The 20,466-nt window shown below is 31.1% G+C and carries 20 protein-coding genes; 18 read left to right on the top strand and 2 right to left on the bottom strand.

Annotated features, from left to right (window positions below; genetic code table 11):
• Positions 1 to 24 precede the first annotated feature (24 nt).
• The 3 genes from CHB63_RS15880 to CHB63_RS15870 all read left to right on the top strand — a co-directional run bounded on the left by CHB63_RS15880 (position 25) and on the right by CHB63_RS15870 (position 2,196).
• Positions 25 to 636 (top strand): DUF4230 domain-containing protein, encoded by a 612-nt coding sequence (locus CHB63_RS15880; RefSeq protein WP_089379465.1) that lies wholly within the window; start codon positions 25 to 27, stop codon positions 634 to 636.
• Positions 637 to 906: 270 nt separating this feature from the next.
• Positions 907 to 1,710, top strand: coding sequence for an aldo/keto reductase (locus CHB63_RS15875; RefSeq protein WP_449560138.1), 804 nt, complete (start codon positions 907 to 909; stop codon positions 1,708 to 1,710).
• Between the two features lie 123 nt (positions 1,711 to 1,833).
• Complete coding sequence (locus tag CHB63_RS15870) at positions 1,834 to 2,196, top strand: MmcQ/YjbR family DNA-binding protein (protein ID WP_089379463.1); 363 nt, start codon at positions 1,834 to 1,836, stop codon at positions 2,194 to 2,196.
• A 117-nt stretch (positions 2,197 to 2,313) separates the two neighbouring features.
• Here CHB63_RS15870 and CHB63_RS15865 read toward each other — a convergent pair whose 3' ends face one another.
• Entirely contained in the window at positions 2,314 to 3,156 is an 843-nt protein-coding gene (locus CHB63_RS15865; protein WP_089379462.1) for an AraC family transcriptional regulator, read from the bottom strand.
• Positions 3,157 to 3,636: 480 nt separating this feature from the next.
• Between CHB63_RS15865 and CHB63_RS15860 the strand changes: the two genes are divergently transcribed.
• The 15 genes from CHB63_RS15860 to CHB63_RS15790 all read left to right on the top strand — a co-directional run bounded on the left by CHB63_RS15860 (position 3,637) and on the right by CHB63_RS15790 (position 19,233).
• Positions 3,637 to 5,217: an aldehyde dehydrogenase (NADP(+)) gene (locus CHB63_RS15860; RefSeq protein ID WP_089379461.1), complete on the top strand. Its 1,581-nt coding sequence runs from the start codon at positions 3,637 to 3,639 to the stop codon at positions 5,215 to 5,217.
• 5 nt (positions 5,218 to 5,222) lie between these two features.
• Complete coding sequence (locus tag CHB63_RS15855; protein WP_089379460.1) at positions 5,223 to 6,950, top strand: DUF885 domain-containing protein; 1,728 nt, start codon at positions 5,223 to 5,225, stop codon at positions 6,948 to 6,950.
• Positions 6,951 to 7,027: 77 nt separating this feature from the next.
• Positions 7,028 to 7,504 carry a MarR family winged helix-turn-helix transcriptional regulator gene (locus CHB63_RS15850; RefSeq protein WP_089379459.1) on the top strand — a complete coding sequence of 159 codons (477 nt, stop codon included), beginning with the start codon at positions 7,028 to 7,030 and terminating at the stop codon, positions 7,502 to 7,504.
• Between the two features lie 207 nt (positions 7,505 to 7,711).
• Positions 7,712 to 7,906: a 30S ribosomal protein S21 gene (rpsU, locus tag CHB63_RS15845; RefSeq protein ID WP_089379458.1), complete on the top strand. Its 195-nt coding sequence runs from the start codon at positions 7,712 to 7,714 to the stop codon at positions 7,904 to 7,906.
• A gap of 1 nt (position 7,907) precedes the next feature.
• Positions 7,908 to 8,351 (top strand): GNAT family N-acetyltransferase, encoded by a 444-nt coding sequence (locus CHB63_RS15840; protein WP_089379457.1) that lies wholly within the window; start codon positions 7,908 to 7,910, stop codon positions 8,349 to 8,351.
• An 11-nt stretch (positions 8,352 to 8,362) separates the two neighbouring features.
• Positions 8,363 to 9,766, top strand: coding sequence for a sodium:solute symporter family protein (locus CHB63_RS15835; protein ID WP_089379456.1), 1,404 nt, complete (start codon positions 8,363 to 8,365; stop codon positions 9,764 to 9,766).
• 16 nt (positions 9,767 to 9,782) lie between these two features.
• Positions 9,783 to 10,937 carry an amidohydrolase gene (locus CHB63_RS15830; protein WP_089379455.1) on the top strand — a complete coding sequence of 385 codons (1,155 nt, stop codon included), beginning with the start codon at positions 9,783 to 9,785 and terminating at the stop codon, positions 10,935 to 10,937.
• The gene (gene alr, locus CHB63_RS15825) at positions 10,930 to 12,078 is read left to right on the top strand and encodes an alanine racemase (protein ID WP_089379454.1); all 1,149 of its coding nucleotides are present in this window, start codon (positions 10,930 to 10,932) and stop codon (positions 12,076 to 12,078) included. The genes CHB63_RS15830 and alr overlap by 8 nt, the downstream gene beginning before the upstream one ends.
• 5 nt (positions 12,079 to 12,083) lie before the next feature.
• Positions 12,084 to 12,935 (top strand): acetylglutamate kinase, encoded by an 852-nt coding sequence (gene argB / locus CHB63_RS15820; protein ID WP_217898425.1) that lies wholly within the window; start codon positions 12,084 to 12,086, stop codon positions 12,933 to 12,935.
• Between the two features lie 16 nt (positions 12,936 to 12,951).
• A complete protein-coding gene (locus CHB63_RS15815) occupies positions 12,952 to 14,148 on the top strand; it encodes an aspartate aminotransferase family protein (RefSeq protein WP_089379453.1) in 1,197 nt (398 codons plus the stop codon).
• On the top strand, positions 14,141 to 15,178 hold the full coding sequence (gene argC / locus CHB63_RS15810; protein WP_089379452.1) for an N-acetyl-gamma-glutamyl-phosphate reductase: 1,038 nt from the start codon (positions 14,141 to 14,143) through the stop codon (positions 15,176 to 15,178). The genes CHB63_RS15815 and argC overlap by 8 nt, the downstream gene beginning before the upstream one ends.
• Positions 15,179 to 15,217: 39 nt before the next feature.
• Positions 15,218 to 16,429, top strand: coding sequence for a bifunctional glutamate N-acetyltransferase/amino-acid acetyltransferase ArgJ (gene argJ, locus CHB63_RS15805; RefSeq protein ID WP_089379451.1), 1,212 nt, complete (start codon positions 15,218 to 15,220; stop codon positions 16,427 to 16,429).
• A gap of 37 nt (positions 16,430 to 16,466) precedes the next feature.
• The gene (locus CHB63_RS15800) at positions 16,467 to 17,540 is read left to right on the top strand and encodes an alanine racemase (RefSeq protein ID WP_089379450.1); all 1,074 of its coding nucleotides are present in this window, start codon (positions 16,467 to 16,469) and stop codon (positions 17,538 to 17,540) included.
• A gap of 133 nt (positions 17,541 to 17,673) precedes the next feature.
• A complete protein-coding gene (locus tag CHB63_RS15795) occupies positions 17,674 to 18,996 on the top strand; it encodes a S28 family serine protease (RefSeq protein ID WP_089379449.1) in 1,323 nt (440 codons plus the stop codon).
• A gap of 24 nt (positions 18,997 to 19,020) precedes the next feature.
• On the top strand, positions 19,021 to 19,233 hold the full coding sequence (locus tag CHB63_RS15790) for a DUF6500 family protein (RefSeq protein WP_089379448.1): 213 nt from the start codon (positions 19,021 to 19,023) through the stop codon (positions 19,231 to 19,233).
• Positions 19,234 to 19,250: 17 nt separating this feature from the next.
• Here the strand turns inward: CHB63_RS15790 and CHB63_RS15785 are convergent, their stop codons facing one another.
• A complete protein-coding gene (locus CHB63_RS15785) occupies positions 19,251 to 20,354 on the bottom strand; it encodes a DUF4407 domain-containing protein (RefSeq protein WP_089379447.1) in 1,104 nt (367 codons plus the stop codon).
• Between the last annotated feature and the right edge of the window lie 112 nt (positions 20,355 to 20,466).

Below are 20,466 nucleotides of genomic sequence, written 5' to 3'. Positions count from 1 at the left end.
TATATTTGACCAACAACAAAAACTATGGATTTATTAGCAGGTATTTTATTAGGTGTTGCGCTAACTTATGTTGGTTTTACTTTATATTATAAAAAAAACAGCCAACATAAAACTGAAAAACAGTCAGTTGTGTTAATGGAAAAAATAAAAAGTGTTTGTAAGTTAATTTCGGTGGAAGGTGATTTTGCAGAAATTTATCATTATGAAAATACTAAAAACCACTTTTTAAATTTAATAACGAGTAAAAAGAAAGCAATTTTATTGATAAATGCAAAAGTTCATATTGGTTATGATTTATCTCAAATTAAACTGGAATCTGATAATAAAAAAAGGGAAATAATTTTAACTCATTTTCCTGAGCCAAAAATTTTGACGGTTGAAACGGATGTTAAATATTATGACAAAGTTGAGGGCTTTTTTAATAAATTTGATGCTGTGGATTTAACAGGTTTAAATAAAGAATCAAAATCCTTTATTGTTGAAAAAATACCGAAAAGTGGATTGATTGATTCTGCAAAAAAAGAAGCTTTAGATACTATTTTAATGATAGAGCAATTGTTAGAAACTTCTGGATGGAAGCTAAATTATTCACAACTAGTTTTGCCAGAAATTGAAACTAAAAATTTAAACGATTAATTTCATTCTTTTTAAAAGGCTTAGGATAGGCTTTTATAATCCTTTTCAATAGGAATCTGTGATATACGTTAAATATTAATGAATTAATTAATTATATTTGTATAAAGCCTATTAAAAGATAAATTAATGAAAACAAAAAATCATCAAAATGCAGTTGGACGTAGAGAGTTTTTAAAAACCAGCGCAAAAATTGCTACTTCGGCAGTCTTTTTATCGTTTGGAGGTTTTAGCTTAATGGGAGCTGTTTTTCCTTCTCAAAACGAAAACGCTATTCCAACAATTTTACTTAATAATGGAATAAAAATGCCAATGTTAGGTTTTGGTACCAACACTTTAAATGGAGCTACCTGTAAACGATGTGTGGCTGAAGCTATCTCAGTGGGCTATCGTTTGATTGATACCGCTAACATCTATGGAAATGAAGAATTTGTAGGAGCAGGAATAAAGCAAAGTGGTATAAATAGAGATGAACTTTTTATAACCTCAAAACTGTGGGTTGACGATTATGGTTATGAAAATGCAAAAAAAGGCTTTGAAACTTCTTTAAATAAATTGGGAGTAGAATATTTAGATCTTTATCTTCTTCACAGGCCTCGTGGAGATGTAAAAGGGGCTTGGAAGGCATTGGAAGAACTTCATTTAGAAGGTAAAATAAGAGCTATTGGAGTTAGTAATTTTGAGCCTAACCAATTTGATGAATTGATGACATATGCTAAAATTAAACCCGTTATAAATCAAATTGAAACCCACGTTTTTTGTCAACAGGATAATTCTTATGGGTTTTTAAAAAAATCGGAAGTTCAAATGGAGGCCTGGTCACCTTTTGCAGCAGGACGTAATAATATTTTTACCAACCAAACTCTTGCTGATATTGGTAAAAAGTACAGCAAAAGTGTGGCACAAGTATGCTTAAGATGGCACTTCCAAAGAGGGGTTATTGCTATTCCAAGATCTTCACAAAAGATACATATGATCGAAAATTTAAACATTTTTGACTTTGAACTGGATGAAACAGATATGAAAACTATTAGGCAACTGGATTTAAATACCACACAATTTCCTGAATGGGGATAAGAATTCTAAATTAAATTTAACTTAAATCAAGTTTATTTTTGAATGTCTTTCTTATGAAAATAAACTAATAAATTATATAAGATAGTATCTGTAAATTTTGATTAATTAGTAAGATATAAAATAATGAACATTGAAGAGTTTAGAGAATATTGCCTTTCAAAAAAACAGGTAACTGAATGTTTTCCTTTTGATGAAAAAACCTTGGTTTTTAAAGTTGCAGATAAAATGTTTGCCTTATCTGGTTTAGAAAACCATCCATCAACAGTAAATTTAAAATGTGATCCTGAAAAATCTATTCAATTAAGAGAAGAGTTTGAAGACGTAATTGAAGGATTTCATATGAGCAAAAAACATTGGAACACAATTTCAATTGAAGGGAATATTTCAAACCAATTTATAAAAGAATTGGTAGATCATTCATATGATTTGGTAGTAAAAGGAATGACCAAAAAAAGACAAAAAGAATTGGGGTTATTTGATCTATAAAATTAATATAGTTTTTTTGCTAACTGCTAACTGCTAACTGCTAACTGCTAACTGCTAACTGCTAACTGCTAACTGCTAACTGCTAACTGCTAACTGCTAACTGCTAACTGCTAACCTTTAATGTTTCTTCTTATATTCTGAAGGAGTTATACCTTTAAGTGCTTTAAATTTCCTATTGAAGTTTGCTAAATTATTAAAACCCGATTTATAAGAAACTTCGGTAATGCTTAAATCATTTTTCTTTGCTAATAATTTGCAGGCATTTCCAATTCTAATATCAATTAAAAAATGGACAAATGTTTTATTCGTTCGTTGTTTAAAATATCGACAAAAGGCATTTGGAGTCATATTTGCAATATTTGCAACATCATGTAAAGTAACTTCTTTTTGAAAATTATTCATGGTGTATTGAAAAATATCGCTCATCCGTTTTCCTTCATCACCAGCATATTTTTTTAAATTTATTAAAGATGAAAGCTTCCGTTTATCAGCTTCAGAAATTAATTTTAAAACTTCTAAGAATGACGTAAACTGATTGTATTTTGAGCTTAATTGAATTTTTGAAAGTATTTGTGCAATTTCATCTTTATTTGAAAGTACTTTATATCCTAAAATTGAATTGTTAAAAAAATGATCAAATTGCTCAAATTCAGGTAAATCAAAAAAGTTGTCTCCATAAGAATTTTTCGAAAAAAATAAAGAAACCATTTCAGTATCATTTTCAAAAGAAATATCACGTTTAAAAACGTGTGGCAAGTTTTCACCTAAAACAAAAATATCATTTTCTTTAAAATCACCTACGCAATCTCCTATAATATAAGTGCCTTCACCCTTTAGTACAACGCTTATCTGTATTTCTTTATGTTGGTGTAATTTTTCATAAAAATTTTCACCTTTATAATGTTGTACATATAAAGTTATATTTTCAGGTTTTGGTATTTTAAATGGTAAAACTTTCATGTCATATAAATGTATGTCAATATTAATCTATTTTTTTAAATAAATAAAAAAAATAAGGTAAAATAATATTATTAAATGTTATTAATCGTTATAGTTCAATTCGTTACTTCTTATAGATTTAAAATAAAGCAAAAATGATGAGTATAAAGTATTAAATTACCTGAGGTTGGTCAGATATCGGAACTAAAAATGTACGTGAACCTCGTTTATCTTCGATGTGCGTATAACAAAAACGTATTATGAAGTTATTGAGAATAGCTTAAAAATCGACCAATATTATCAGCTTATAAAAATTTGTAATTGAATAATTTGGGTGTTACCTTTCAGGTCGCGCTTTTGGCTTAATCTTTTTACCCTATAAAAAGGATACCGCCGCAATCGCTAACACAAGAAAAGATTGTAAATATTGGTGGCTGAGCTAAGTCGAAGCTTATATTTGTAAAGCTTAATAACAAAAATTAAAACCACAAAACTGCATTAATGATTACAGGAAAAAATTACATAGGAAATTTATTATCCTCAATAGGAGAGAAGACTTTTAAAACATTCAATCCACAAACAAATTTAGAAAACGACATTGTATTTTCTGAGGCTTCTGAAGTTGAAATTGAACAGGCTACTGAATTAGCAACTGAAGCTTTTCAAAAATTTCAAAAAGTGTCAGGAATTAAAAAGAGTGAATTTCTAAATGAAATAGCCAACGAAATTGAAAATTTAGGAGATGAATTAATAAAAACGTATTGTTCAGAATCCGGTTTACCAGAAGGCAGAGCAATGGGAGAAAGAGGTAGAACAATTTTTCAATTACGATCATTTGCAAATTTAGTAAAAGAAGGTTCTTGGGTAGAAGCTGTAATTGACACGGCAGACCCAAATCGTGAACCAATTCCAAAAGTTGATATTCGAAAAATGTTAGTTCCTTTAGGACCAATTGCTGTTTTTGGCGCTAGTAATTTCCCATTGGCATATTCAACAGCAGGTGGCGATTCTGCAGCAGCTTTTGCAGCTGGTTGTCCGGTAATTGTAAAATCACATCCAATGCACGCTGGTACAGGTGAATTAGTTGCCTCGGCAATTATAAAAGCGGCATCAAAAACAGAAATGCCAAATGGTGTTTTTTCAAATTTAAATAGTAGCGGAATTGAAGTTGGAGTTGCTTTAGTAAAACATCCGGCAGTAAAAGCAGTTGGATTTACAGGAAGTATTCGAGGAGGTAGAGCATTATATGATATGGCTGCACAGCGCCCAGAACCAATTCCGGTATTTGCAGAAATGGGTAGTGTAAATCCTGTAGTTATTTTACCAAATTCAGCAAAAATAAAAGGAGAAGATTGGGCTAAAACGTATGCTGGTTCAATTACTCTAGGATCAGGGCAATTTTGTACAAATCCAGGTTTAATTTTAGGAATTAAAGGCAATGATTTATCAAACTTTGTAAAAATTTTATCTGAAGAAATCGTGAAAATTGAACCATCTTGTATGCTGCATCCAAATATTATTGGAGCTTATGAAAGTAACAAGGCAAAAATGTTGGAGCAAAAAGGCTTAGAAACTAGAGCAATAGTAGATAAGGAATTAGCTGCTAATTATGGTCGTCAAGCTATTACTACTGTTGAAGGTGCTACTTTCTTGGTAAATACAAATTTACATCAGGAAGTTTTTGGACCATTTTCTATGATTGTTCAATGCGAAAATACAGCCCAATTAGAAGAAATTATTTCAAAATTAGAAGGTCAGTTAACGGGAACAATTTTAGCTGAAAATGAGTTAGAAAATTATGGAAACATAGTTGATGCACTTCAAAATAGAGTTGGACGAATTATTTTTAATGGCGTGCCAACAGGTGTTGAAGTTTGTCCTTCAATGGTTCACGGCGGACCGTATCCTGCTTCAACAGATAGCAGATTTACAGCAGTTGGAACAGAATCTATAAAGCGTTGGGTGCGTCCATTTAGTTTTCAAAGTTGGCCAAATGAGTTGTTGCCAAATGAATTGAAAAATGAAAATCCTTTAGGAATTTTGAGAGTTATTGATGGCGAACGAACCAATTCTAAAATTTAAAGATTATGAAAAATGCTTCAGGGTTTATTATATTATTAATTTCTTTATTTTCCTGTAAATCTGGAAATGAAACTGATAATTCTTCATCAACAGAATTACAGATTAGTATCAATTCTTATGAAAATCATAAAGGTTATGATGAAAAAGAATTTCCGTTGGGATTATATACTGAACAGTATTACAAAGAAGAAGCGGATTTTGCTAAAGTTGAATTAGAGGAGATTTCTAAAATTAAATTAGAAGATTTATCTGAATCAGAAAAAATATCTTTAGAATTATTAAAATTTGTGCTTCAAGAAAATATTGATTTATATGAGTTTGAAGCTTTTTTAAATCCGTTATTATCAGATACTGGTTTTCATACAAGTTTGCCTTATCAGGTTAGAGATTTTTCAACGCATCAACAATTTGTAAACTACCTAAATAAATTAAATGCGTTTCCATTATTTGTTGAACAGCACATTTCTTTAATGCGAATTGGATTAGAAAAAGGGATTTCTCAACCAAAAATAATTTTTAACGATTTTGAAGACACTTATAATATTCAAATAGTTGATAATTATGAAGATAGCTTTTATTATTCACCTTTTAAAAATTTAGCTTCAAATAGTTCGCAAGAACAAAAAGATTCTTTGTTAACAGCTGCAAAGGTTGTAATTGAAACAAAAGTAATTCCGCAGTTTAAAGTAATTAAAGATTTTTTTGATAATGAATATTTTCTAGAAACAAGAGAAAGAGGAGGAGTTTCAAATCAGCCGAATGGAGCTGCATATTATCAAAATAGAGTAAATTATTATACAACATCAACTATTTCAGCAGAAGAAGTTCATCAAACTGGTTTAAAGGAAGTTGCCAGAATAAAAGCTGAAATGGAGCAAATTATTAAAGAAGTTGGATTTAAAGGATCTTTTTCAGAATTTTTAACTTTCTTGAGAACAGATGAGCAATTTTATGCTACAACAGGTGATAATTTATTAAAGGAAGCTCGAAATATTACAAAAAAAATAGATGCGCAATTGCCTAAATTTTTCAAAACATTGCCTCGTAAACCATATGGAGTTGCTCCAGTTCCTGAAGTAATTGCACCAAAATACACAGGAGGAAGATACAATCCACCAAGTGATGAAACTCAACCTGGTTATTATTGGGTAAATACCTATAATTTAAAGAGCAGACCTCTTTATATTTTACCTTCATTAACCTTGCATGAAGCTGTTCCAGGACATCATTTACAAATAAGTTTAAATAGCGAATTGGGTGATGAAATTCCAAAATTTAGACGAAATTTATATTTATCTGCCTATGGTGAAGGTTGGGGGCTGTATTCAGAGTTTTTAGGAAATGATATGGGAATCTATACGACTCCTTATGAAAAATTTGGAAAATATACGTATGAAATGTGGCGAGCTTGCAGGTTGGTTGTTGATACTGGAATTCATGTAAAAAATTGGACAAGAGAACAGGCAATAGAGTATTTAAAATCAAATACAGCCTTATCACTTCACGAAGTAAATACAGAAATTGATCGTTATATTTCGTGGCCTGGACAGGCACTTTCTTATAAAATAGGTGAATTAAAAATTCGAGAAATGCGTGAAATTGCCGAAAAAAAACTTGGAACTAAATTTGATATTAGAGAATTTCACGAAATTATTTTAGAAGAAGGTACTGTTACACTTTCTATTTTGGAACATAGAATTAATAATTATATTGATAAGGTGAAAAATGAGTAGATTTTTTTTGCATTGGCGCTCATCAATCAACAATAACGAATTTAAGAGCTGTTAAATTTTTTTGGTTATTTTTGAAAATGACTTTTATTGATATTTTAATAAAATTACGCAAAATTGTTCGCTCAGTTAATTTAGAAAGTAAACGAGTTGAAAAACAACAAGGTGTAAGTATCCCTCAATTATTATGTTTACAATATTTAGCTGAACAAGAAGATTATAGGACAAATGCAGCTAAGCTTAAGGAATTTTTAAACTTAAATGCCAGTACTATTTCAGGTATTTTAGGTAGATTAGAAAAGAAAGGATTGGTTGCAAAACTTCCAAAAGCTTTAGATAAAAGGGTGACAATAATATCATTAACCCCTCACGGAATGAATTTAATTCAATCTGCACCTATAACTTTCCAACAAAAATTAAGTGAAAAACTACAAGCACTTCCGCCAGAAAAATTACAAACAATTATTGATGGAATTGATATATTAACTAATATTATGGAAGTTGATGAGGTTGATACTTCATCAATAATAACTTTTGAAGACTATCCTTCTAAGTAAATAATAGCTCATATTTTACTACTTAAATTTTTTATTAATCTTAAAAATGAGCTGGAAAAACTATATGTTATTTGTGACAATTAAGTGTAATTATATTAATTAGTACAGTCATTATAATTTTATTAATTAAACCTTGGCTGTTATTAATTGTTTCTACAGAAACTATTTCGTATTTTAGCAAGAATCTAAAATAATTAAAATACATATATGTTAATAATACCAGTAAAAGAAGGTGAGAATATCGATAGAGCTTTAAAGCGTTATAAGAGAAAAACAAGAAATACAAAGTTGCTAAATCTTTTAAGAGAGAATAAACAGTACACTAAAAAATCTGTAAAAAGAAGAAAACAAAAAGGAAAAGCTTCATACATTCAACATTTACGAGATCAAGAAGACCAATAAGATGGCCAATTTTAAAATTTTCAACAAGATATCTAAACCAACCGAAAAAGAAAAGAAAGAAGTTGTTGCATTTTTATTTCAGCACCTGCAAGAATATGGTGATGAAATAATAGATATAGGCAAATGTTTCGATTTTGCGGTAAAGGATTCCAATGAAAAATTGGGAGGTTTTGTATTGGCTCTTGTTGAAAATGGCGAAATAATGGGAGCTACAATTGTTAACAAAACTGGTATGTCAGGTTATATTCCCGAAAACATACTTGTTTATATTGCAGTTCATGAAAATGCTAGAGGTAAAGGTTTTGGTAAAAAACTAATGAATAAAGCTATTGAATTAGCTGATGGCGATATCGCACTGCATGTAGAACCAAACAATCCTGCTAAGATTTTATATGAAAAATTAGGCTTTGAAAGCAAATACTTAGAAATGCGGCTTAAAAAATAATTCTAAATGCTATGGCTTTTTTAGATATTGTTGTTTTTGCCGTTTACATGATTACAGTTTTGGGCATCGGATTTTATTTTTTCAAAAAAAATGAAACCGTAAAGGACTACTATATCGGTGGCGGTGAAATGAGCAGTTTACATGTTGGTTTGTCCGTTGTTGCAACAGATGTTGGAGGAGGATTTTCAATTGGATTAGGTGGGCTAGGTTTTGTAATGGGAATTTCGGGTTCTTGGATGCTATTCACTGGACTTATAGGCGCTTGGTTAAGCGCTGTTTTTTTGATTCCAAAGGTCGTGAAATTAGGAAATTTACACGGCTTTTTAACATTTCCTGAATTTTTAAAACACAATTATGGAACTACAGTTGCGCTAGTTGCCGGTATTATTTCCTTTATTGGATATCTAGGATTTACTTCCTCACAATTTCTTGCAGGTGCAAAATTAGCAGTTGGTACATTTCCTTCGCTCGATTTGAATCAGGCTTTATTAATAATGGGAAGTATAGCACTTGTTTACACTGTTTTTGGGGGTATGAAAGCTGTAATTTACACAGATACTTTTCAGTGGATAATTTTAATGGTAGGGTTAATATTTATAGGGATTCCTTTTGCGTATAGCTATTTAGGAGGCTTTGAAGCTATTGTTAAAATACTTCCTCAAAAATATTTTTCATTACAAAATGTTTCATTTGTTCAAATAGTAAATTGGTTTGTAATTATAGTTCCTATTTGGTTTGTTGGAATGACACTTTACCAAAGAATATATGCTTGCAAAGATGAAAAAACAGCAAAAAAGGCTTGGTTTATAGCAGGGCTTTTTGAATACCCGATTATGGCATTTATGGGCGTAATTCTTGGGTTATTTGCACGAGTAGCGGCCGCAAAAGGAGTTTTTATTTCTGACGGATTTGAAAGTGAAATTGGGATGGACCCTGAAATGGGAATGCCCTTGCTTTTAAAGCATGTATTGCCGGTAGGTCTAATGGGATTGATGTTGTCAGCTTATTTTTCTGCAATAATGTCTACGGCAGATAGTTGTTTGTTGGCAGCATCTGGTAATTTTGTGACAGATATTTTAGGACTTAAAGAGCTTAATAAGAAATCTATAAGAGTTTCTCAAATTGTTACTTTTTTGGTTGGGGCAGTAGCCATAATTATTGCTACTACAATGCAAAGTGTTCTAGAACTTATGCTATTATCCTATTCCTTTATGGTTTCGGGACTTTTAATTCCTGTTATAGGGGTGCTAGTATCAAAAAAAAGAAAACCTATAGCAGCTTTATCATCCATGATAACAGGAGGGTCTTCTACATTAATTTTAACATTTTTGGGCGTAAATATCCCATATGGTTTCGATCCGATATTATTGGGGATTTCACTATCTTTATTAACGTATTTAGTCGTTAAAAAATAAACTAAAGAAAATTATTATGATGAATACATCAGCTATTGAAGAAATAAATTATTTAACAAATTTTCGAAAAAAACTGCATCAATTTCCGGAATTATCAGATAACGAGAAGCAAACAGCCCAAGCCGTTGTTGAGGAGTTAAAACTATGCAATCCAATAACTATTATAACTGAACTGGGGGGACATGGAGTTGCTGCTATTTTTAAGGGGCAATTAAAAGGCGAAACCGTACTTTTTAGAGCAGAATTAGATGCTTTACCAATTGAAGAAGAAAATACTTTTGAACATAAATCTCAACATCCAGGAATTTCTCATAAGTGTGGTCACGATGGACACACGACCATACTAATTGGTTTGGCGAGAATTTTAAAATTAAACCCACTTTTAAAGGGGGAAATTATTTTATTATTTCAACCAGCGGAAGAAAATGGAAATGGTGCTAGATCAGTTTTAGCAGATGAAAAATTTAAATCGATTAAACCAGATTTTGTTTTCTCTTTACATAATGTGCCGGACTATGATAAAGGTACTATTATTGTAAAAAACAATTCATTTACACCTTCAGTTACAAGTTTAAAAATTACTTTAAAAGGAAAAACATCTCATGCTGCAGAACCAGAGAATGGTATCAATCCAGATTTAGCGTTACAGGAAATAATAGTTGCTATTAAATCTTTAGCTGATAATAATTTAGATAGTGATACCTTTACGGTGATTACAACTGTTTATGCTACTTTAGGATCTAAAGATTATGGAATTTCAGCAGATTATGCCGAACTACATTTTACCATACGTTGCTGGACTGCAAATCAGTTAAATGATTTAAAAGAAATTTGTACGACTATAGTTAAAGATATTAGTAAAAAACATCAGCTTAAACACAAGTTGGATTGGATTTTTGAATTTGATTCAAATAAGAATGATGACGAGGCAGTTGATTATATTTTAAAAGCAGCTGAATCTAATTCTTTTAACATTATAAAAAAGCCAACGCCATTTAAATGGGGTGAAGATTTTGGAACATTTACCCAACGATTTAAAGGCGCAATGTTTGGGTTAGGTTCTGGTGTACAAACACCAGCCTTGCACAATCCAGATTATGATTTTCCTGATGAAATAACACCTTATGGGGTGCAGATGTTTTACACAATAATCAAATTAATGTATGCATAGTTCAGTAATTCAAATCAGTAAATCAGCATTAAAAAATAATATAGATTTAATAAAATCATTAATTGATAAATCTGTAACCTTATCATCTGTAGTAAAAGGAAATGCTTATGGGCATAGCATTACAGAAATGGTGCCTTTACTGCAGGAACTTAATGTTAATCACTTTTCTGTATATAGTTCTTTTGAAGCAAAACAAGTATTTAAAGTCGCAAAAAACGATTTTACAGTACTAATTATGGGAGACATTAATAGTAATGATGAGGATTGGATTATTGATAATGCTATAGAATTTTTTGTTTTCAATTTAGCAAGATTAAAACAAATGCTTTCAAAAGCAAAGAGAAAAAGGAAGATTTTAACTATACATATTGAGATTGAAACTGGAATGAACCGAACTGGATTTAATCAAAAAGATTGGGTTCAAATTATTCAGTTAGTACACGCGAATAAAGATTTTATAAAAGTAAAAGGTTTATGTACTCATTTTGCCGGTGCGGAGAGTTTAAATAACTATGTTAGGGTAAAACATCAACAAAAAGTATTTAATAAGGCAATTAAGTATTTTAAATCTCAAGAAATTATTCCACAACAAATTCACTGCTCATGCAGCGCTGCTGTTTTAGCATTTCCTACCAAAAATTATGATATGGTTAGAGTAGGAATTTTACAATATGGTTTATGGCCAAGCAGAGAAGCTTTTATTAAATATATATCTAAACATAACATGAATACAAATCCTTTAAAACCAGTATTAAGTTGGAAATCTTATATAATGGATATAAAATATGTATCTAAAGGTGAATATATTGGATATGGCAGTTCATATTTAGCAGAAAACGAAACTATAGTAGCTTCTATTCCGATTGGCTATGGTTATGGTTATAGCAGGAGTTTAAGTAATTTAGGAAGAGTTATCATTAACAATAACAGGTATAGCGTAATAGGTACAATTAACATGAATATGTTTCTGGTAGATATAACGTCAAGCGATTCAATTACTATAAAAGATGAAGTTATTTTAATTGGATCAAGTACTGATTTGGACATCCCATTATCTTCATTTTGTAATCAAACAGATCAGCTTAACTACGAAGTTCTTTCAAGAATTGATAAAGATATTCCACGAATTATCACAAAATAATAATAATGGCATATAAGCCTAAAAAGAAAATGATGACAAAAAAACATCTGATTTTATTTAAATACGGAGGAAATGCAATGACTAATCAACTGCTTAAAAAACAAGTAGTTAAAAGTATGTGCGATTTAAAAGAAAAAGGGTACCAAGTGGTAATTGTTCATGGAGGTGGTCCTTTTATCAAGCAAACTTTGGAAGAAGTGAATATAGAATCTGAATTTATTGATGGACAACGAAAAACTACTCCAAAGGCCATGGAATATGTTGAAATGGCATTGAAAGGAAAAGTAAATGGTAGCCTAATTTCTATAATCAATGCAATGGGACATAAAGCCGTTGGATTATCAGGCAAAGACGGACAAACAGTAACTGCAAAAAAACGTTTGCATAAGCATACAAAAAATGAAAAAACAGAGATGGTAGATTTAGGGCAAGTTGGCGATGCAGAAAGTGTTGACACTTCTTTAATCAAATTGTTATTAAAAAATGATTTTATTCCTGTAATCACCTGTATTGCATCTGATAAAAAGGGCAATGATTATAATATTAATGGCGATCTTTTTGCAGGACATATAGCTGGGGCACTTTCAGCAGAACAATATATTATTTTAACAGATGTTGACGGATTAATGCTTGATAAGGACAATCCAGCTTCCATTATCAATGAACTTAAAGTAGCTAAAATAAATTACTTAAAAGAAATAAATTGCATTCAGGGCGGAATGATTCCTAAAATAGATTCTTGTGAAATTGCCTTAAAAAAAGGAGCTAAACTGGCAAGAATAATAAATGGAACAGTTCCGGAGCAGATTGTATCCCTTTTTGAAAACAAAGAAGTTGGAACCGCAATCAGCGTATAATTTTAAAGCATAAATAATGACAAAAAAACTAAATAAAACATATAACGAACTTGATAAAAAGTATTATTTACAAACTTTTAAACGCTATCCATTAACATTTGATTATGGGAAAGGCTCCCATATTTGGGATGTGGAAGGCAACGAATATATTGATATGTTAGGAGGTATTGCCGTAAATAGTGTTGGCCATTGCCACCCAAAAGTGGTAAAAGCAATTCAGGAACAGGCAGCTAAATTAATTCATATTTCAAACTTTTATTTGAGTGAACCACAGGTAATGCTTTCTAAAAAACTGGTGGAATTATCCGGTTTAGACAGGGTATTTTTCACGAACAGTGGTGCTGAATCTGTTGAAGGAGCTATTAAAATAGCACGTAAATATGCACATAGTATTGGACGCGGAGGAACTATTATTTCTTTTGAAAACTCCTTTCACGGACGTACAATGGCAACTATTGCTACAGGTAAAAAAGCATATCAAAAAGGGTTTGAGCCAATTCCACAGGGATTTTCACAAGTACCTTTTAATAATATAGAAGCCATAAAAAAAGCTACTGATAACAATACGGCAGCCATTATTATTGAACCTATTCAAGGAGAAGGCGGTGTAAATAGTGTAGATAAAACTTTTTTAATTGAATTGAGAGCCTTTTGTGACGACCAAAATATTGTTTTGATTTTCGATGAAATTCAGTGTGGTATTGGTCGAACAGGAAAAATGTTTGCAAAAGAACATTTTGGTGTAGAACCGGATATTATGACGTTGGCGAAAGCTTTAGGAAGTGGTGTTCCAATTGGCGCCATTCTTTCAAATGAAAAAGTGAGCTCAGCTATTGAATTTGGTGATCACGGAACAACTTTTGGAGGAAATCCATTGGTGTGTGCAGCTTCGTTGGCGACAATAGAAGTTATTGAAGCAGAAAATCTATTGCAACAGGCTGAAGAAAAAGGAAATTGGCTAAAATCAAAAATTGAAGGAATGAAAAATCCAGACATCAAAGAAGTTCGTGGAAAAGGACTGATGATAGGTGTGGAATTTAATTTTGAAACTAAGCCTTTGGTGTTGAAAATGCTTGAAAATGGGGTGTTGGCAAATGCCACGGCGGATAAGGTGTTGCGATTGGTACCTCCTTTAAACATTAGCTATGAAGATATGGAAAAGGTAATGAATGTATTAATAAAATCTTTAAAAGAATTAAAGGAAAATGGCTAAAAAGAAAATAGGAATTATAGGTGCAACGGGTTATACCGGATCAGAATTGGTTCGGATTCTGACGAATCACCCAGATATTGAAATTACTATGATTACTTCTGAAAGCAGGGTGGGAGAATTATTTTCTGATGTTCACCCTTTTTTACAGGGAATTGCTGATCAAAAATTGGTATCCATAAATCAAATAGATGACTATGAACTCGATCTCGTTTTTCTTGCTTTGCCACACGGGGTTTCCATGGATTTTGTAAAACGATTTAAACACAAACCTTTTAAAATTATTGATCTTTCTGGCGATTTTCGTTTGAATTCAAAGGAAGTTTATGAAGAATGGTATAAACTAAACCATATTTTTCCAGAAGGAATTGAAAAAGCAGTCTTTGGAAGTCCCGAATTATTTTTTGATAAAATTAAAGATGCAAATCTAATTGCAAATCCAGGCTGTTTTCCTACAAGTGCTATTTTAGGACTTGCACCTTTATTAAAAGCTAACTTAATTGAGGAAGATAACATAATTGTAGATTCAAAAACAGGTGTTACGGGCGCAGGAATAAAAGCAAAAACAGTAAACCTTTATTCTAATGTAAATGATAATTTTAAAGCGTACGGACTTAAATATCACAGACATACTATTGAAATGCAAGGGGTATTAGATAAGGTTTCAGAGAAAGAAACATGTATTCAATTTACACCTCATTTATTGCCCGTAGATCGTGGAATTTTAACCACTATTTATGTACGACCTACAGGAAAAATGGATGAAATCAAGCTGAAAGAACTATATGCGGATTTTTATGCGAATGCGCCTTTTGTTAGGTTAAGAAAACAGGAACCAGCCATAAAAGATGTTAGGGGAACAAATTATTGTGATTTATATGTAACCTATGACAAGCGAACCAATATGGTGATTGTTATTAGCGTTATTGACAATCTTATTAAAGGAGCGGCAGGACAAGCAGTTCAAAATATGAATATTATGTTTAACTTAGAAGAAACTAAAGGACTGAACCTAATACCGTTAAACCCTTAATTTAATTAAAAAAATTAACAAACAATAATATTTATTGAAATGATAAAAAATATAACAAATGTAAGAGGAATAACATGTTGGGGAGCACATACGGGTGTTAAGTCTATGAAAAGGGATTTAGCCATTATGTTTTCAAAAGTTCCGGCAAGCGCGGCTGCTGTGTTTACTCAAAACCAAGTAGTTGCAGCGCCAGTTACGGTATCAAAAAAACATATTGCAGACGGCATAGCTCAAGCTATTGTAATTAATGCAGGAAATGCAAATGCAGCTACAGGAAAACAAGGTATGGAAGGTGCTGAGGCCATGACGAAATCATTGGCTGAAGAATTAAAAATTGACAAAGACTTAGTATTAGTTGCTTCAACAGGTATAATTGGCGTTAAATTTCCAACCACAGAAATAGTGACTGGAATTAGAGAAAATGTGAAAAATCTTACAAATAGATCCAATGCTGGGTCATTTACGGCAAATGCTATTTTAACCACCGATACTTTTGCAAAAGAAGGTTTTGTGGAATTTGAAGTTGATGGTCGTGAAATTAATATGGGTGGAATTGCTAAAGGATCTGGAATGATTCATCCAAATATGGCTACAATGTTAGCATTTATTGTTACAGATATTGCCATTGAACCTAAGTTTTTAAAAACAATAGTAAAGGAAACTGTTGATAAGTCCTTTAATATGATCACAGTTGATGGTGATACCTCTACCAATGATATGGTTATTGTGTTGGCAAATGGATTGGCGCAGAATGACATCATAAAATCAAAAAAAGATAAAGGATATACTATTTTCAAAAAGCACCTTGAAGAAATGATGGTTCATTTGGCGCAGCTTATTGTTTCAGATGGGGAAGGAGCATCAAAGTTTATTGAATATGAAATTGTGAATGCTCCTACAGAAGAGTACGCAAGAATAATGATTCGAAAAATTTCAGATTCAGCGCTTGTTAAAACTGCAATGTTTGGCCGCGACCCTAATTGGGGAAGGATTATTAGTGCAGCAGGAAATGCGGGTCTGCCTTTTGATTATGAAAAAATTGATTTATATATCGGTTCTGATCAAAAAACGGTAAAAGTGTTGGAACAGGGAATTCCATTGGAATTTAACCCTAATTATATCAAAAAACTATTGAGGGAATCGCATCTTAAAATCGTGCTGGATCTTCACAATGGGAAAGCCAATTCAAAAGGTTGGGGAACAGATTTAACAACGGATTATGTGCTATTTAATTCGGTGTATACAACATAATAAATTAGAGTGTTTAATTTTTTAAGATTAAATAATTATGGCATATATAACATTAAACAGAAAATCATTAGAAATAAATTACAGTTATCTTCAACAATTGTTTAAAAAAAATGGTATTGAATGGGCACCTGTATTAAAGATGCTTTGTGGAAATAAAACATATCTTGAATATGTATTATCCTTAGGGGATGAACAAGTTTGTGATGCTCGATTATCCAATTTAAAAAAGATAAAATCAATAAACCCTAAAAAAGAAACGGTATATATAAAACCACCTGCAAAAAGAAGCATAGCTAAGGTGGTAAAATATGCTGACGTTAGTTTTAATACAGAGTATACAACCATAAAATGGCTGTCTGAAGAAGCCGTAAAACAAGAAAAAATCCACCGAATTATTATTATGATAGAATTGGGTGATCTACGTGAAGGGATTTTGGGTGAGCATTTAATGGCGTTTTACAAAAAAGTATTTGAGTTGCCAAACATTAAAGTATCAGGTATTGGAGCAAATCTAAATTGTTTAAGTGGGGTAATGCCTAGCAAAGATAAATTAATTCAATTAAGTTTATATGAGCAATTGATTGAAGCTAAATTTGGAAAAAAAATTGATTATGTTTCTGGTGGATCTTCCGTTATGATCCCACTTTTATTAAAAAAACAAATTCCAAAAGGAGTTAATCATTTTAGAATTGGAGAAACCTTATTTTTCGGGGTTGATTTATTTTCAAATAAAACAGTTCCAAAAATGAAGGATGATGTTTTTTTGCTTTTTGCTGAAATTATTGAAATAACCGAAAAATCTATTGTCCCTTATGGTGATTTAGAAGAAAACCCATCGGGAGAAACAATTGATATTAATAAGGAAGATTATGGAAGAAATCATAGCAGAGGAATTTTAGATATAGGGCTTTTAGATATTTCTAAAACTGAATTCATTATTCCTGTTGATAAAAATATTTCCTTTATTGGCGCTAGTTCTGATATGTTGGTTGTTGATTTAAGCAAAACGAAAAAAAAATATAAAGTGGGTGACTTGGTAAGCTTTAAAATGAAATATATGGGTGCTTTGCGAGTCATGAATTCTGAGTACATAGAAAAGAAACTAGTTTAATATATTATATCATTACTTGTTTTTAGAATAGGATTAAAAGATGTAAATTTTCTTCAAAATTGGTTTTAAAGCAAAAAAACTTCCTTATTTTTAGAGCCCTTTTCTATTGATAGAAAAAAATAAATAAAAACACATGAAAATTTATAAATCCCTACTATTTTTTGTTTTAATAAGTTTTTCAATTGCAGGTTGTAAAACCATCAAATTAGAACCAGTTGAAATATTAACTTTTAAGCAAAAAATTGAAAAATTATTTCCAAATGCCGAGGTTACTAAAATGGAATTAACAGACCATTTTACAAAAGCATTTCAAATTGTATTAGATGAGCCTTTAGATCATAAAAATCCTGAGGCAGGAACCTTTAAACATTATGTGTATTTATCGCATATTAATGAAGAAAAACCTACTGTAATTGTAACGGAAGGATATAACGCAGTTCCAAGAACATACGAATTAACCAAAATTTTTAAAGGAAATCAAGTTCAGGTTGAATATCGTTTTTATGGAAAATCACGTCCAGATTCTATTCAATGGCAGTATTTAAAAAATGACCAAGCTATTGAAGATTACCATAAATTAGTAACAAAACTTAAACGATTATACACCGGTAAATGGATTTCAACAGGTATTAGTAAGGGAGGGGAAACCGTATTAATTTATAAATCTAAATACCCTTGGGATGTTGAGGTAGCCGTGCCTTATGTTGCTCCTTTAATAAATACACAAGAAGATCCAAAAACGGAAGCCCATATTAAAACAGTAGGAAGCGATAAATGCAGAGAAAAAATTACAAATTTTCAAAGACAAGCGCTTATAAAAAGAGATTCTATGTTAATTGAAATTTTTAAGTATGCTAAAGAAAAGGAAATGACTTTTACAGAGTTGTCTATCGACGAAGCCTTGGAATATGCTGTATTAGAATTTCCATTTTCGTTTTGGCAATGGGGCGGAAGTTGTGATGATATCCCAAATGAAACTGCAAGTGCAAAAGATATTTTTGATTATATAAATAAAATTGTTGGCATTAGTTTTTATAACGATAAAACCTATTACGATTTACTGCCAAGTTATTACCAACATATGACCGAATTAGGGTATTATGGTTTTGATACAACATCAGTAAAAGATTTAATAGAAGTGGTTGATAAACCTACAAATTTAAGGTTTGCTCCAAAAAATGTTGATTTAACCTACAATCCTAATTATATAAAAGAAGTTAGAGATTTTGTTGAAAATCAAGGAAAAAAAATACTTTATATTTATGGTGAATATGACACCTGGGGAGCTTGTGCTCCAAACCCAAAACCACATGTAGATGCTTTAAAAATGGTATTAAAGGAAGGCTCACATAGCACCCGAATTAAACACTTCTCTAAGGAAGACCAACAACGAATCTATGATAAATTACAAAACTGGTTAGGATATAGTGTTACCATTTATCCGTTAGAAAATTAATTTAGTAGTTGTAAATATAATAAGATGGATAGAGCTTTTAAACAAAAAATGATTGCTATTTGCAATAATAAAATTGAAAAAAAGGGAGCAAATGTTGGACTGTCATTTTATGCTTTTTTTGAAAACAAAAATGAGAATCCAGAGTTATTGATGGAAGTTGCTGAATGGTGGATTAAGACAAATAAATTAGACCATTTTGAAAAAGCGCTAAAAATTAAAAAAATGATTGAAGATTAAGTGTAAACCTTTTACAATTACCCAATAATTTTTTTCTGACTTTTATAAAAAGCATCTGCTTGAAATTGTAAAATCTCACGTGCTTTTTGCTTTTTGTAGTTGTACAACTCATCTTCTTCAGCTAAGTCGTTATAAATAGCTTCATTTAAAGTAGTGTCAGTTTTTAAAACATTGGCTCGTTGGTTTTCTTTTTGAGTTACCCAACTTTTTACAGCGTTTTCAATATCATTCAGTTTATAATCGTATTCGCCTTTAGGAGCAATTAATTTTGAAAAAATAGGCGAAGTTTCAATGGCTAGAAACAATAAGAAAATAAAAAATGATGGTAACCAAGGCAGTTCATTTAATGCGTTAATACGAGCCATTAATCCGTCAAAACCATCAATTATTGGTTGTGTAGTTGTTTCTTGTTCTTTTTGTAAGATTGTTAAAGAGGCAATTTGACTTTCTTTTTCAGTAATCTTTGCTTTGTTATCTAATTTTAGTTGTTGTAATTCGGCTAAAGCGGCATCGTGTTTGTCTCGTTTTTCTTTATAAACAGGTCCTTTTCCTAGTAATTTTGTTCCTGCCGTTCCTTCGGCTTCCGTAATATAAGTGTTGTATAAAGCGTTGGTTTCGGTTTCTTTTGTGGCTATTTCTTGTTTTAATTGCTCAATTTCTGTTTGAATAGTAGTAATTTCTGGAGTAAACTGATTTGCAATTTGTGCTTTATTAGCTAATGTTAAATCGTTTTTTTGCTCTAATAAAACTTGGTTAATTTCTTTTTCAAAAATTTTCATTTCTAAAGGTTTAGAAATAACCACTGCAATTATAATTGCTAATATTATACGTGGTGTTGCTTGTAATACTTCTTTCCATTTATTGTCCTGCTTTTTAATTGTTGAAACAATAAACCGATCTAAATTAAAAATTAGCAATCCCCAAACCAATCCAAAAAATATTGCCGTAAAATAATTGTCGAACACGGTGTATAACGCATAACTAGCGGCAATAAATGCCATTACTGCTGTAAAAAATACGGTACCGCCTATACCGGCAAATTTGGTTTGTTCAGATTTGGAACTTTGTTGTAAAATATCGGTATCTGCGCCAGAGCACATCCAAAAAAATTGTTTAAGCATAACATAGTAGTTTGTAATGCATATAACGATAAAAAGTTGTTGTTAGTATCTTAGTGGATTGTAAAAATAGAAGTGGTTATATGTATAACTTGATTTGAAGTAACTTATTGCG

Origin of the sequence: Lutibacter flavus, from assembly GCF_900188355.1 — a bacterium.
In the GTDB taxonomy this organism is placed as follows: Bacteria; Bacteroidota; Bacteroidia; order Flavobacteriales; family Flavobacteriaceae; genus Lutibacter; species Lutibacter flavus.
This window is presented reverse-complemented; position numbering and strand designations above follow the sequence as displayed.

Coding starts and splice junctions, on each gene's coding strand:
- CHB63_RS15880 (WP_089379465.1), top strand. CDS start 25: ATGGATTTATTAGCAGGTATTTTATTAGGTGTTGCGCTAACTTATGTT.
- CHB63_RS15870 (WP_089379463.1), top strand. CDS start 1,834: ATGAACATTGAAGAGTTTAGAGAATATTGCCTTTCAAAAAAACAGGTA.
- CHB63_RS15865 (WP_089379462.1), bottom strand. CDS start 3,156: ATGAAAGTTTTACCATTTAAAATACCAAAACCTGAAAATATAACTTTA.
- CHB63_RS15860 (WP_089379461.1), top strand. CDS start 3,637: ATGATTACAGGAAAAAATTACATAGGAAATTTATTATCCTCAATAGGA.
- CHB63_RS15855 (WP_089379460.1), top strand. CDS start 5,223: ATGAAAAATGCTTCAGGGTTTATTATATTATTAATTTCTTTATTTTCC.
- CHB63_RS15850 (WP_089379459.1), top strand. CDS start 7,028: ATGACTTTTATTGATATTTTAATAAAATTACGCAAAATTGTTCGCTCA.
- rpsU (WP_089379458.1), top strand. CDS start 7,712: ATGTTAATAATACCAGTAAAAGAAGGTGAGAATATCGATAGAGCTTTA.
- CHB63_RS15840 (WP_089379457.1), top strand. CDS start 7,908: ATGGCCAATTTTAAAATTTTCAACAAGATATCTAAACCAACCGAAAAA.
- CHB63_RS15835 (WP_089379456.1), top strand. CDS start 8,363: ATGGCTTTTTTAGATATTGTTGTTTTTGCCGTTTACATGATTACAGTT.
- CHB63_RS15830 (WP_089379455.1), top strand. CDS start 9,783: ATGATGAATACATCAGCTATTGAAGAAATAAATTATTTAACAAATTTT.
- alr (WP_089379454.1), top strand. CDS start 10,930: ATGCATAGTTCAGTAATTCAAATCAGTAAATCAGCATTAAAAAATAAT.
- argB (WP_217898425.1), top strand. CDS start 12,084: ATGGCATATAAGCCTAAAAAGAAAATGATGACAAAAAAACATCTGATT.
- CHB63_RS15815 (WP_089379453.1), top strand. CDS start 12,952: ATGACAAAAAAACTAAATAAAACATATAACGAACTTGATAAAAAGTAT.
- argC (WP_089379452.1), top strand. CDS start 14,141: ATGGCTAAAAAGAAAATAGGAATTATAGGTGCAACGGGTTATACCGGA.
- argJ (WP_089379451.1), top strand. CDS start 15,218: ATGATAAAAAATATAACAAATGTAAGAGGAATAACATGTTGGGGAGCA.
- CHB63_RS15800 (WP_089379450.1), top strand. CDS start 16,467: ATGGCATATATAACATTAAACAGAAAATCATTAGAAATAAATTACAGT.
- CHB63_RS15795 (WP_089379449.1), top strand. CDS start 17,674: ATGAAAATTTATAAATCCCTACTATTTTTTGTTTTAATAAGTTTTTCA.
- CHB63_RS15790 (WP_089379448.1), top strand. CDS start 19,021: ATGGATAGAGCTTTTAAACAAAAAATGATTGCTATTTGCAATAATAAA.
- CHB63_RS15785 (WP_089379447.1), bottom strand. CDS start 20,354: ATGCTTAAACAATTTTTTTGGATGTGCTCTGGCGCAGATACCGATATT.